Origin of the sequence: Psychroflexus montanilacus, from assembly GCF_020164535.1 — a bacterium.
GTDB classification, from domain to species: Bacteria; Bacteroidota; Bacteroidia; order Flavobacteriales; family Flavobacteriaceae; genus Psychroflexus; species Psychroflexus montanilacus.
Window position 1 is genome coordinate 884,443 of the sequence record NZ_JAIQZC010000001.1, and the last position, 13,364, is coordinate 897,806.

General features: G+C 37.3%; 9 protein-coding genes. 4 read left to right on the forward strand and 5 right to left on the reverse strand.

Annotated features, from left to right (window positions below):
* Positions 1 to 34: 34 nt before the first annotated feature.
* Together LB454_RS04130 and LB454_RS04135 are read left to right on the forward strand one after the other, a co-directional pair.
* Positions 35 to 4,363 carry a CusA/CzcA family heavy metal efflux RND transporter gene (locus LB454_RS04130; RefSeq protein WP_224463357.1) on the forward strand — a complete coding sequence of 1,443 codons (4,329 nt, stop codon included), beginning with the start codon at positions 35 to 37 and terminating at the stop codon, positions 4,361 to 4,363.
* A 6-nt stretch (positions 4,364 to 4,369) separates the two neighbouring features.
* Positions 4,370 to 5,524, forward strand: a complete 1,155-nt coding sequence (locus LB454_RS04135; RefSeq protein WP_224463358.1) for an efflux RND transporter periplasmic adaptor subunit — start codon at positions 4,370 to 4,372, stop codon at positions 5,522 to 5,524.
* A 76-nt stretch (positions 5,525 to 5,600) separates the two neighbouring features.
* Here the strand turns inward: LB454_RS04135 and LB454_RS04140 are convergent, their stop codons facing one another.
* From LB454_RS04140 to LB454_RS04160, 5 genes are all read right to left on the reverse strand, one after another.
* Entirely contained in the window at positions 5,601 to 7,178 is a 1,578-nt protein-coding gene (locus tag LB454_RS04140) for an NADP-dependent glyceraldehyde-3-phosphate dehydrogenase (protein ID WP_224463359.1), read from the reverse strand.
* A gap of 172 nt (positions 7,179 to 7,350) precedes the next feature.
* A complete protein-coding gene (locus tag LB454_RS04145; RefSeq protein WP_224463360.1) occupies positions 7,351 to 8,622 on the reverse strand; it encodes an adenylosuccinate synthase in 1,272 nt (423 codons plus the stop codon).
* A 3-nt stretch (positions 8,623 to 8,625) separates the two neighbouring features.
* A complete protein-coding gene (locus LB454_RS04150) occupies positions 8,626 to 9,087 on the reverse strand; it encodes a Fur family transcriptional regulator (RefSeq protein WP_224463361.1) in 462 nt (153 codons plus the stop codon).
* Between the two features lie 18 nt (positions 9,088 to 9,105).
* Positions 9,106 to 11,325 (reverse strand): RelA/SpoT family protein, encoded by a 2,220-nt coding sequence (locus LB454_RS04155; RefSeq protein WP_224463362.1) that lies wholly within the window; start codon positions 11,323 to 11,325, stop codon positions 9,106 to 9,108.
* Positions 11,326 to 11,351: 26 nt separating this feature from the next.
* Positions 11,352 to 12,590: a M48 family metallopeptidase gene (locus LB454_RS04160; protein ID WP_224463363.1), complete on the reverse strand. Its 1,239-nt coding sequence runs from the start codon at positions 12,588 to 12,590 to the stop codon at positions 11,352 to 11,354.
* Positions 12,591 to 12,736: 146 nt separating this feature from the next.
* Between LB454_RS04160 and LB454_RS04165 the strand changes: the two genes are divergently transcribed.
* Both LB454_RS04165 and LB454_RS04170 read left to right on the forward strand, forming a co-directional pair.
* Positions 12,737 to 13,027, forward strand: coding sequence for a hypothetical protein (locus tag LB454_RS04165; protein WP_224463364.1), 291 nt, complete (start codon positions 12,737 to 12,739; stop codon positions 13,025 to 13,027).
* Position 13,028: 1 nt separating this feature from the next.
* Positions 13,029 to 13,322, forward strand: a complete 294-nt coding sequence (locus LB454_RS04170) for a cell division protein ZapA (protein WP_224463365.1) — start codon at positions 13,029 to 13,031, stop codon at positions 13,320 to 13,322.
* Positions 13,323 to 13,364: the final 42 nt, after the last annotated feature.

Genomic DNA, 13,364 nt, shown 5'->3' on the forward strand with positions numbered 1-13,364 from the left:
AACTAGTGTTTAACAGTTTTCAATTTAAAAATTCATGCTTTCTAAAATCATTGAATTTAGCTTAAAGTCTAAATTCTTTATCATCTTGATACTAAGCTTTATTGTAGGTTTCGGGATTTACAGCCTTAACCACATATCTGTAGGAGCTGTCCCTGATATTACAAACAATCAAGTCCAAGTCATTACCACGTCAAGAAGTTTATCTACTATAGATGTGGAACAGTTCATTACTTATCCGGTTGAATTGGAGATGTCCAATCTACCAGGGGTAAAAGAAATACGTTCGGTTTCCAAGTTTGGTTTATCCGTAGTTACTGTCATATTTGAAAATGACATGGGCACCTACTTACCTCGCCAGCTTATAGCGGAGAAACTTAGTAAAGTAGAAAAAAACATCCCCAAACATTTCGGAACTCCAGAGATGGGACCTATTACCACTGGCCTTGGAGAAATTTACCAATATACGCTGGAGACCAAACCTGGCTATGAATACGAGTTTAGCGTCATGGAACTCCGAAGCATCCAAGACTGGATTGTGAAACGCCAACTTTCTGGAATTCCTGGCATTGTTGAAATCAATACCTGGGGTGGATTCCTGAAGGAATATGAAGTTGCCATTTCTTCCGAAAAGCTTCAAGCCAGAAATATTAGCATTCAGCAGGTATTTACAGCATTAGAAAAAAACAACAGTATTGCCGGCGGAAGCTATATTGAAAAAGAAGAACAAGCCTATTTTATACGAGGAAACGGATTGGTAAAAAGTCTGGAAGACATTCGAAATATAAGTGTTGAAAACAGACATGGAACTCCCATACTCATCGGCGATATCGCAGAAGTAGGCTTTGGATTTGCGAGACGATTTGGTGCTATCACTGGAAATGGTGAAGGCGAAAAAGTACTCGGTCAAATCATGATGCTTAAAGATGCTGACTCCAAACAGGTTATTGATGCCGTAAAAGACCGACTTCAACAGATTGAAAAGAGTCTGCCCGAAGGTGTGTATATCAACGGGTTTCTAGACAGAAGTGAACTCATTGGCAAAACCACTTCTACAGTTGCAGAAAATCTATTTTTAGGCTTTCTGGTGGTCGCTTTCATTGTGACTTTGCTCATCGGTGACTTGAGATCAGGATTAATTATCTCCTCAGTTATTCCATTGAGTTTTCTTATTGCCATTAGTTTGATGTATATCTTTAATATCGATGCTAACTTAATGAGTTTAGGGGCTTTAGATTTTGGAATTATTATAGATGGAGCAGTCATTATTGTTGAATTTGTCGCCTTTAAGATGTTACAGAAATCTGAGAAATTCAAATCTTTAACGGGGGCTAGCTACACTTCAGAAAAAGATAGGATAAGCCTGAAGGGAGCTTCCAAAATGATGAATTCTGCCATATTTGGACAACTTATTATCTTGATTGTCTTTATTCCTATTGTTACGCTTTCGGGTGTAGAAGGAAAAATGTTTAGACCCATGGCATTAACCTTTGGCTTTGCCTTATTGGGAGCTATGTTTTTATGTTTAACCTGGATTCCAGTGGCCTGTAGTTTATTCTTAAATCCTAAGCAACTGAAAGCTAGAAACCTATCGACTCGATTTTTAAATCAGGTCAAAAAAGTTTATATCCCTTCGGTTAGATGGGCTCTAGACCACACAAAACTTGTTGTGATTTCAGCTCTAGCTATAGTCGTTTTAGCGGTGTTCACCTTTACAAAGATGGGAGGTGAATTTGTCCCTACGCTGGATGAGGGAGATTTTGTGATTCAACCTATCCTGAAGACAGGTAAATCCCTTTCAAGTACGATTGAACGCACTACCGACATAGAAAAGATTCTCCTGGATAATTTCCCTGAAGTAACACAAGTTGTAAGCAGAATAGGCGCTGCTGAAGTACCAACCGACCCGATGTCTATGCAGGATTCTGACGTGATCATTCGGCTTAAACCTAAAAACGAATGGACCAGTGCCCAAACAAAAGAAGAACTAGCCGAAAAATTTAAAGAAGCCTTAGCTATCATTCCAGGAATGGACATCGAATTTACGCAGCCTATCGAAATGCGTTTCAACGAATTAATCACAGGAGTGCGATCTGATATCGCTATTAAAATCTTTGGAGACGACTTAAATATCCTGGCCCAAAAGGGAAATGAGATCCAAAGGCTTATAAACGATGTCGATGGAGCTGCAGATATTTCTGTTGAAAAAATTGTAGGCTTACCACAAATGGCGGTGAATTTTAATCGCTCTAAAATTGCAAGATATGGGTTGAATATTGAAGACTTGAACAACATCATTTCCGCTGGATTTGCAGGACAAAAAACAGGAGTAGTCTTTGAAGGCGAAAAGCGGTTTGATATGGTTGTGCGCTTACAGGAAGATAAAAGAAGAGATATCTCAGACCTTCAAAACTTGATTATAGATACTCCAAACGGAGGCAAAATTCCGTTGAGCGAAGTGGCCGACATTTCCTATTCTAAAGGGCCTGCTAAAATCTCCAGAGATGAAACCAAACGACGGATTGTAGTGGGCGTAAATGTAAGAAATCGCGATTTGGCCTCGGTGGTAGAAGATATTCAAGGCATCCTCAATGATAACCTAAGCCTCCCTGTTGGCTACACCTTGACTTACGGAGGTCAATTTGAAAATCTGCAAAGCGCCACCAAACGTTTGCAAATCACTGTTCCGATTGTACTTGTACTTATTTTTGTGCTGCTCTATTTTGCTTTAAGAGATTATAAAGACGCCTTACTTATTTTTACAGCTATTCCTTTTTCTGCCGTTGGAGGTGTTTTCTTACTGTGGATAAGAGATATGCCGTTTAGCATTTCGGCAGGGGTTGGTTTTATTGCTCTGTTTGGAATTGCCGTTTTGAACGGGATCATTTTGGTTGAATATTTTAAAGACCTGCAAAATGACAACAAAGAGCTCAATAAAGACAACATCATTGAAGCTACGCAAGACCGACTTAGAGCAGTCTTACTCACAGCCAGCTCTACAGCTCTAGGATTTTTACCTATGGCTATTTCTACGGGTGCAGGAGCCGAAGTGCAGAGACCATTGGCTACTGTAGTTATTGGCGGACTCATCACTTCCACCCTACTCACGCTAATTATCCTTCCTGTGTTGTATTATATTTTTGAAGGAAAATCTAAATCTATAAAAATGCCAAAAACCACAATTTTAGTCATCTTTTTGGGACTTGGTGGCATCTTCTCAAGTCAGGCTCAAAACCCTGAACTGAATCAGCTTAAAACTGAAATGCTTGACAACAACAGGGGCCTAAATGCTTCTCAACTTAATATAAATCGAGCTGAAGCAGCCGAAGGCCAAGCCTTTACGTTTAATAAGGCTCAAATTTATCAAAATTATGATGAAGCTGAAGCCGACCCGATTGCTAATCGACCTTTATACCAATGGGGTATTATCCAAAATTTTGATTTTCCCACAGTTTACAATAGCCGCTTAAAACTGAATAAAGTAACTACTGAACTTGCCGCTACCTCATATTCAATTGAGGAAAGGATGAAGCTCAAAAATTTAGAGATCAGCTATATGCAATATTCGATTATTAAAGAGCGGCTTCAGATTTATAAGTACCTGGACAGTATTTATAAAGATTTTTCCAGGATGGCCAGCAGAAAATTTGAAGAGGGGGAATCGACTTATCTGGAAAAAATAACTGCTCAGTCAAAACAAAAGCAAGTTGAAGCTCAGCTTGTAAAAGTCAGGAGTCAGTTAGTGAATACCTCCAACCAGATAAGATCTTTTGTTCAGTCTGACGTTGAACTTTCTATTGAAGGTGAAACCCCACACCGATTCACCTTAGACAACCTCAATGGTGTTGAAAATTTACCCGATTTTGTGTTGAGTGAATTACAAACCCAACAAGCCAAACGCAGTGAACAACTTGCTAAAAATGAATTGTTGCCTGGAATAAGTGCAAGTTACTTTATGCGAAGCAATTCTAGCATCGACAAAAACTTTGAAGGTTATCAAATAGGATTGAACATCCCCTTGTTGTTCTTTGGAAATCGATCTAAAATAAAAGCTCGACAATTGGAAAATGAAATGATGGCTGTGGCTCAGGAAGAAACCAAAATTCAGCTAGAGCAAAAGCAAAAAGCGCTTATCAACTCTCTTTCCAGTCAGGATCAAAGTTTGGCTACTTTTGAAGATGGACAACTGAAAGTAGCCGACGAAATTTTCAAAACAGCCAATTTATCTTTTAAAAATGGGGAAATTGATTTCTTCAGATTTATACAAAGTCTCGAAACAGCTCAACAGATCAAACTAGAGTATTTGCAGCAGCTTATGGACTTCAATGCTATCGTCATCTCTCTTAATTATCTCACTTTAAACTAACTTAATATGAAGACGCCTTATATATATTTCCTACTCGGTTTAAGCTTGTTGGTGCTGAGCTGCAATTCCAACGAATCAAATTCAGAAGAAAAAGAAACTGAAGTGGATGATGATCAAATCATTCTCACCACAACTCAATTTGAAAACGGAGGTTTTGAACTTGGAACTATTGACACTATAGAATTTTCAGATCGTTTTCGAATCACGGGAATGATAGACGTACCTCCTGAAAACAGGGCTTCTATAAGTTCTTTTTTTGAGGGTTACGTGAGTAAAACCCATTTATTGATTGGCGATACCGTAAAAAAAGGAGATCTGCTGGTCACTTTGGAAAATCCGGAGTTTATTCAACTACAGCAGCGGTATTTACAAGATGTTACTCAATTAGAATATTTGGAAGCTGAATTCAACAGAAAGAAGAATTTATTTAAAGACCAGGTCATTTCTGAAAAGGTGTTTCAAAAGGCCAAAAGCGATTATCGAGGGGTGAAGGCTAGCGTAGCTGGTCTTGAAGAAACTTTAAAATTGATGAACGTCCCTTTAAACAAGGTAAAAAGCGGGAACTTCAATTCTGAGATTCACATTTATGCGCCCTTATCTGGAAAAATTTCAAAATTATCCATTTCTCAGGGCCTGTTTGTCAGCAAATCCACCATGATGATGGAAATCTTAGATACAGACCATATTCATTTAGAACTAGACGTGTTTGAAAAAGATATTCTAAAAATCAAAAAAGGACAGTCACTTAGCTTCAGGTTGCCAGAACAGACCGATGAGGAGTTCATGGCGGAGGTGAAGTTGGTCGGCGCAGAAATCGGCTCAAACCGAACGGTAAAAGTTCATGCGCATCCCGATGATGAAGATCAAAATTTTGCTGTGGGCATGTATGTAGAGGCTTTCGTTGACCACGATCCCAAAAAGCTGATGGCTTTACCAGAAACCGCTTTTGTTGAAAAAAATGACAAGTCATATGTTCTAAACCTTGTTGATCAAACTGAGGAAAGGTATATATTTGACATGCTCCAAGTAGAAACTTCGGCACCTCAGAATGGTTTTAAACCTATTTTAAACACTAAAACGATAACATCAAAACACAGCTTTTTAACTAAAGGAGCATTTGATGTTGTAGAAAGTGAAGGTGGTGGCGGGCATAGTCATTAAAATAAAAAACGGAAATATGTTTTATAGCTTATCTCTGTAAAACATATTTCCGTTACAAATTATTTTATGCCTTGATCTAAAGCAAATAATCCGTATTTACAAAATTTGATTTTTTGCTTTTCAAGAGTTTCTTTAAAATCTCATTGTTTTTAGGATTGTCCTTGGAAGCCACAAAAGTTCGTATGGAAAAAGACCTTAAGGCATCGTGTACACTCAAGGTGCCCACAGCAGAATCCTTTCGTCCTGTAAATGGTAAGACATCAGGGCCACGTTGACATGAACTATTCAAGTTGACTCTACAGACTAAATTGACCAAAACGTCTATAAGTGGAGCTAGAGTTTCTACATTTTCACCAAATAGACTTACTTGCTGTCCATAGTTTGAAGTAGCGATTTCATCCAGTAACTCATGAATATCACTAAATGACTTTACGGGTATCACAGGACCGAATTGTTCTTCCTGATAGACGCGCATCGACTCTGTTACAGGGTATAAAACCGCCGGGTATATATAATTTTCTGAGGTCTCTCCGCCTTTTGCATTGAGAATTTTAGCTCCTTTCTGTTGAGCATCATCGATGAGTTCTTGTATATAAGCTGGCTTGCCAGGCTCTGGCAAAGGCGTTAATTTCACACCATCTTCCCAGGGCTGACCAAATTTTAAGCCGTCTACTTGTTCTGAAAAGCGCTTGTTGAATTCCTCTTTAATGTCGTCGTGGACATAGACTATTTTTAAAGCGGTGCAACGTTGTCCATTATAGGATAACGTTCCATTGATGCACTCCTCAATAGCTAAGTCTAAATCCGCATCAGGAAGAATGATGGCTGGATTTTTGGCTTCCAAACCGAGAATTAATCTCAGCCGGTTTTTATGCGGATGCTGATCCTGCAGTGCTATGGCAGATTTGGAATTCCCTATTAACGCCAACACATCGATCTTACCCGTTTTCATGATTGGTGCGGCTACTTCTCTACCGCGCCCATATATCACATTAATAACTCCAGCGGGGAAACTTTTTTGAAAGGCTTCTAAAAGTGGGGATAATAATAAGACCCCGTGTTTAGCAGGTTTAAAAACAGCTGTATTTCCCATGATCAAAGCTGGAATAAGCAGCGCAAAGGTTTCATTTAAAGGATAGTTGTAAGGTCCTAGGCACAGCACCACACCAAGTGGACCTCTTCTGATGTGAGCATTTATACCTCCTACTTTTTCAAAGGTGTCACTGTCTCTATCCAACTGTTTATAGTCTTCGATAGTATCATATATATACTCTACAGTCCTGTCAAATTCTTTTTCTGAATCTGGAAGCGTTTTACCTATTTCCCACATGAGAAGCTTCACGACTTCTGTACGTTTGGTTTCCATGAGCTCAACGAAGTTTTTCATACACGACATCCTGTCCTTAACTTTCATGGTTGGCCATTCGCCTTTCCCATGGTCATAAGCATTAACAGCAGAATCCAACACACCTAAAGCAGTATCCTCATCCATATGAGGCACTGTCCCCAGTAAAGTAGGCTTGTAATCTGCTGTTGAAGATATGCTGGAATGTACCTCATCCATTTTTCCCTCCCAGGTCACAAGCTGCCCCTTATCGAGATAGGTGGTTTGATGAAGTAAAGCGTCTATTCTGTCAAAATTTGAATTAGCCATATTTTTTTAAGAGTTTTATTATAATATGTTACAATTTAGATAAAGAAAGCTTTCAATTTGATACAACTAACTAAAATGATTTGTTAAGTTTTTAAAAATCAACCTTTTATTATTTTCAAAACAAAAAAACCTCCAGGTATCTAGAGGTTTTTTGTAATTCTATTCTCATCTATTATCTTACTATAGTTTCTTTCCTGTCTGGACCAACAGAAACAATTTTGATAGGAACATTTAATTCATCTTCAATAAATTTAACATAATCTTTCAATGCCTGCGGAAGTGAATCAAAAGAGGAATGCTTAGAAATATCTTCTTTCCAGCCCTTAAATTCTTTATAAACCGGCTCTAAATTTTCTTCTTCTATGTTGTAAGGTAAATGCTGAATTTCTTTTCCATTGTATTTGTAAGCGACACAAACCTTTAAAGTTTTAAAGCCACTTAGCACATCGCCTTTCATCATCATCAGTTCAGTGACGCCATTAATTTGTACCGCATATTTTAAGGCGACCAAATCAAGCCAGCCACAACGTCTCGGGCGACCAGTTGTTGCCCCAAACTCATTACCAACTTTGGCCATTTTAGCACCATCCTCATCAAATAATTCTGTTGGAAAAGGCCCACTACCAACTCTTGTCGTGTAGGCTTTAAAAATTCCAAATACGTTTTTGATTTTGTTCGGAGCAATTCCTAAACCTGTACAAGCGCCTGCAGCTGTAGTGTTGGAAGAGGTGACAAAGGGATAAGTCCCAAAGTCAATGTCTAATAAGGATCCTTGTGCACCTTCCGCCAATATAGTTTGATTATTAACTTGCGCCTGATGAAGATATTCTTCAGAATCAATGAATTTTAAGGTCTTAATGGCTTCTACAGCTTCAAAAAATTCATGCTCTAGTTCCTTCAAATTGTATTGAACATCTACATTGTAGAATTCGATCAATGCTTGATGTTTATTAGCAAGTTGCCTATACTTTTCTTTCCAGTTATCGAATTCTAAATCACCTATTCGCAATCCGTTTCTACCAGTTTTGTCCATATATGTTGGACCAATTCCTTTCAGGGTCGAGCCTATTTTAGCTTTACCTTTTGAGGTTTCTGAAGCCGCATCAAGTAGTCTATGCGTTGGTAAAATAATGTGGGCCTTTCTGGATATTAACAAGCTCTCTTTAAAGTCGAGATTAAATTTTGCGAGAGCATTGATTTCTTTTTGAAAAATTACAGGATCAATTACAACTCCGTTCCCAACTACGTTAACAGCATCTTTATGAAATATACCAGATGGAATGGTGTGCAAAACGTGCTTAATCCCGTCAAATTCTAGAGTGTGGCCTGCATTGGGCCCACCCTGAAATCTTGCTATAATGTTGTAATTTTGGGTAAGATAATCAACAATTTTTCCTTTGCCTTCATCTCCCCACTGGAGTCCAAGTAGTAAGTCTACTGCCATGTTTTAGTCTGTCTTTGGTTGGTTTTTTGTTCCGTAGAAATATAATGAGTGTCGATCTATAGAAATTTCAAACACTTCTTCTATTGTTTTTTTTATGGATTCAATGCGTGGATCACAAAATTCTAACACTTCACCTGTATCTGTCAATATCACATGGTCATGTTGCTTATCGAAGTAAGATTTTTCATACTGAGCCTGGTTTTTACCAAACTGATGTTTTCTTACCAAACCACAATCCAAAAGTAAATCTATGGTGTTGTATAATGTAGCCCGACTTACTCTATAATTTTTTGTCTTCATTTTAATGTAAAGAGATTCTATATCAAAATGATCATCACTTTCATAGATTTCTTGAAGTATAGCGTAGCGTTCTGGAGTTTTACGATGTCCGTTGTTCTCCAAAAATTTGGTGAATACATTTTTTACAACAGCTAAATCGTTTTTTAAGTTGTCTTTATTTACCATAGTTACAAAAATATGCTTTTATTCACGCTTAACCTTATCGATACCATCGATTTTTTTCAATCTTTCCATAAGCGTAGTCAATATGGAAATATTTTTCACTTTCACTACCAGTTTTCCTTCAAAAACTCCATCGTTACTTGAGAAGGCAATACTTAATATATTTACGTGAAGATTCTTTGAAATTTCATTGGTAATGACACTTACCAGACCCAGATCATCAATTCCTGTCAGTTTTATAGTAGCGCTGAATTCTTCCTGTGAGGAATCGATCCATTTCGCCTTTAAAATCCTGTAAGCATAATTGCTTTGAAGCTGGATGGCGTTTGGGCAATTTTTCTTGTGAACTTTTATACCTTTCTTGATAGTCGTAAAACCAAAAACATCATCCCCAGGAATAGGATTACAGCAAGCAGCTAGCTTATAATCCAGTTTCTGTTCATCGTCACCAAAGACAAGCTGATCGTAATTACTAGTAACATCATCCTCTTCATGGGAATTATCTTTGTTAGGTGAACGCTTAATTTTATTTTTAAAAAATGATACCAAAGCATTACTCCTAGAAGAGGCGTAATCTTTGATTTGCTTATTATCTATGGTTCCAACACCTACTCTATAAAATAAATCCAGACTTGTTTTCAATTTAAAGAACACCACCATTTCATTCACTGTTCTTTCATTCAAACTGATACGCTGAGATTTTAGTTTACGCCTCAAGATTTCTTTTCCTTCAGCGGCTATCAGTTTACGCTTTTCTTTTAAGGCTGATTTTATCTTTGTCCTTGCTCGAGCTGTCGTTGCATAATCCAACCAGTTCTTGGTCGGTTTAGCTGTAGAAGAGGTAATGATTTCAACTTGGTCGCCACTTTTCAAAACTCTGCTTAAGGCCACAATCTTACCATTCACTTTGGCACCCCGAGTTTGATAGCCAATGTCGGTATGGATAGCAAAGGCAAAATCCAAAACTGTAGCTCCTTTAGGTAGAGATTTCAAATCTCCTTGGGGAGTAAAAACAAAAATTTCTTTGGAATAGAGATTTAGTTTGAACTGTTCCACAAAATCTACAGCATTCATTTCATTATTCTCCAAAGCTTCCTGCAACCTGTTGAGCCATAAATCCAGACCTTGTTCATCCTGGGCTTCATCTTTATGCTTGTATTTATAATGAGCAGCGTAGCCTTTTTCAGCAATTTCATTCATGCGCTCGCTTCGTATTTGTACCTCCACCCACTTCCCTTTGGGTCCCATGACAGTGATGTGTAGCGCCTCATAGCCTGTAGTTTTAGGTGAAGAAATCCAGTCTCTTAGTCGAGTTGGATTGGGTCTGAAATGATCTGTGACTATAGAGTAAATCTTCCAGGCTAGGAATTTTTCATTATCTGGCTTTGAAGCGTAAATGATTCTGAGAGCAAACTTGTCGTAAATTTCATCGAAAGAAATGTTCTGATTTAAAATTTTCTTTCTGATGGAGTAGATGGACTTTGGTCGACCTTTCACTTCAAAATCTATATCTTCTTTAGACAAAGCATCAGAAATTATTTTGGAAAAGTCCTCGATATATTGGTCTTGCTCTTCTTTACTTTCCTTTATTTTATCCAGAATGTCGTTATAAACTTCAGGCTCTGTGTACTTTAAGCTAAGATCCTCGAGTTCAGTTTTAATATTGTAAAGGCCGATTCTGTGGGCTAAAGGGGCGTAAATGTAAAGGGTTTCACTTGCTATTTTCACTTGTTTATCTGGACGCATGGCATCCATAGTTTGCATATTGTGAAGTCTATCTGCAATTTTGATGATGATCACGCGTATATCATCATTAAGAGTTAACAGCATTTTCCTAAAATTCTCTGCCTGCATGGAAATGTCCCCGTCCTTCTTAAGGCTGGAAATCTTGGTAAGGCCATCTACAATTCTGGCTACAACTTCACCAAACATACGTTCAATATCGGATAAAGTGTAACGAGTATCCTCCACTACGTCATGCAGTAAAGCTGAAGCAATAGATGTGGCATCCAGACCAATTTCGTAAGCCACAATTTTGGCCACTGCAATAGGATGAAAAATATAAGCTTCTCCAGATTTACGCCTTTGGTCTTTGTGTGCTTCAACAGCCGTTTCAAAAGCTTTACGTATAAGCTTTTTATCTTTTGAGCTGAGAGTTCTGTAACTGATGCGTAATAGCTCTTTATATTCTTTGGTAATCTCTTTATTTTCTTGTTCTAAGTAAGCATCTGTAATCTCCATAGCCTTGATCTCTAATTGAGTTGAAATTACGAATTATTTTCTAAATTTTTAAGTCTTTCTGATAAAGGCGGATGAGAAAAATGAAAAAATACATAAGCTGAATGCGGTGTAAGATTGCTTAAACTTTTCTTAGTCAGTTTCTTCAGAGCAGATACTAAATGCTCTCCTTTATATGTTGCTTTGGCAAAATTATCTGCCTGAAATTCAAATTTCCTTGAGAGTATGTTAGTAAGGATACCTGTTAAAAGTGAGATTGGCGCATAAAGAAAACTAAAAGCGACCAAGCCTATGTGAAAACTTGGCTCTTCGACTCCTAAAGCCTGAGCTAAAACAGGTTCACTAACAAATAATGACAATACCCATAAAGTGAAACCAACTGTTAGTATTGAAACCACCAGATTGATGATGATATGATTTTTTTTATAGTGTCCAACCTCATGTGCTAAAACAGCAACAATTTCTTCGTCATCCAAATCCTCTATTAGCGTATCAAAAAGTGTAATTCGTTTTTCGCTTCCAAACCCAGAGAAATAAGCATTGGCTTTTTTGCTTCGCTTAGAGCCGTCTATCACAAAAATATTTTTCAAATTGAAATTCATTCTGGAAGCATAAGTTTCTATCTTGGATCTTAACTCGCCTTCTTCAAGTGGAGTTTGTTTATTGAATAAAGGCACAAAAAGTTTAGCATAGAACATATTCAGCAATACAGAAACAGTAGCAACTAATATCCAGGTATACCACCAAAAATCTATGCCCACGTAATTATAGAAGACCAAAATTAAACCTAAAATAACCCCGCCTAAAAAGATGGAAAGCAACATCGATTTAAATTTATCTTTCCAAAACAAAGCAACAGTAGAGGTGTTGAAGCCATAGCGTTCTTCGATGCTGAAGGTGAAATAATAACTAAAGGGCAAGCCTAAAATTTCACTTCCTAAAAACAAAATTCCGAAGAAAATTAAAGACACTACAATAGAATTATCAGAAAAACTTTCGGCTATAGAATTCACAATTTGAAAGCCATCAACAGCCAGGAAAACAAGGATCAATACTAGCGAAAATAAGGATTGAAAGACTCCAAACTTGAACTTATCCTTTTTGTAGGATTGGGATTTTTGATACTCTTCTTGGTCATAGATATTCTGCAAACCAGATGGCAATTGAGCATCAAACTGAGTGTAATTGAGATAATCTAAAATGCTTTCTAGAAAGAAGTTGAAGATGATGAGTCCTACAATTAGATAAAAAATAAATTCTGAGGTCATTCTTTATATTTTTTTTGCAAAACTAGTCCATGTTTTGGAATTTGATGCGAAATGCTCTTGTAATTGATTTAGAATTTTATGCTATCAAGGTTGTCATATTCATTAATAGATGCTAAATTTGCTTTAAAGCAATGCGAAAGTTGTAAATGAGTAAATTGGTATCCAGCGTTGAATCTTTAGAAGTCAATTTGAGAAAATTGATTTCAAGTCATGACCGACTAAAGGTTGAGCACGAAAAGTTGAAACACCAGTTTAGTTCTACATCAAATACTATTACTGAGTTGAATTCAGAAATAGATAGATTACAACATGAAAATAAAACACTCAGAACAGCCAACGCAATGCTAGGCAGTACCGAGCATAAAAGAGAGACCAAACTAAAAATAAATAGTTTAATCAAGGAAATAGATAGTTGCATCATTCAATTGGCAGAATAACATGGCTCAAGGTAAACTTAAAATCAAATTATCAATAGCAGATAGGGTTTATCCATTAACCATAAGACCAGAACAAGAAGAAGGCTTAAGAAAAGCTGCCAAGCGAGTAAATGAGGTTATCAAGAAATTTGAGCAAGACTATGCAGTAAGAGATAAACAAGATGTTTTGGCCATGAGTGCCCTACAATTTGCTGCAGAAATCGAACAAAACCAATTGTCGTCTTCTTCAGAATTGAAGACTGTAGAGGTAAAACTCGAGGAATTGGATGCTATGCTCAAAAGCCAGTTAAACTAACGTTCATTACATAAATCGACACTGCCTGTATTAGTCGTACAT

Coding starts and splice junctions, on each gene's coding strand:
- LB454_RS04130 (WP_224463357.1), top strand. CDS start 35: ATGCTTTCTAAAATCATTGAATTTAGCTTAAAGTCTAAATTCTTTATC.
- LB454_RS04135 (WP_224463358.1), top strand. CDS start 4,370: ATGAAGACGCCTTATATATATTTCCTACTCGGTTTAAGCTTGTTGGTG.
- LB454_RS04140 (WP_224463359.1), bottom strand. CDS start 7,178: ATGGCTAATTCAAATTTTGACAGAATAGACGCTTTACTTCATCAAACC.
- LB454_RS04145 (WP_224463360.1), bottom strand. CDS start 8,622: ATGGCAGTAGACTTACTACTTGGACTCCAGTGGGGAGATGAAGGCAAA.
- LB454_RS04150 (WP_224463361.1), bottom strand. CDS start 9,087: ATGGTAAATAAAGACAACTTAAAAAACGATTTAGCTGTTGTAAAAAAT.
- LB454_RS04155 (WP_224463362.1), bottom strand. CDS start 11,325: ATGGAGATTACAGATGCTTACTTAGAACAAGAAAATAAAGAGATTACC.
- LB454_RS04160 (WP_224463363.1), bottom strand. CDS start 12,590: ATGACCTCAGAATTTATTTTTTATCTAATTGTAGGACTCATCATCTTC.
- LB454_RS04165 (WP_224463364.1), top strand. CDS start 12,737: ATGAGTAAATTGGTATCCAGCGTTGAATCTTTAGAAGTCAATTTGAGA.
- LB454_RS04170 (WP_224463365.1), top strand. CDS start 13,029: ATGGCTCAAGGTAAACTTAAAATCAAATTATCAATAGCAGATAGGGTT.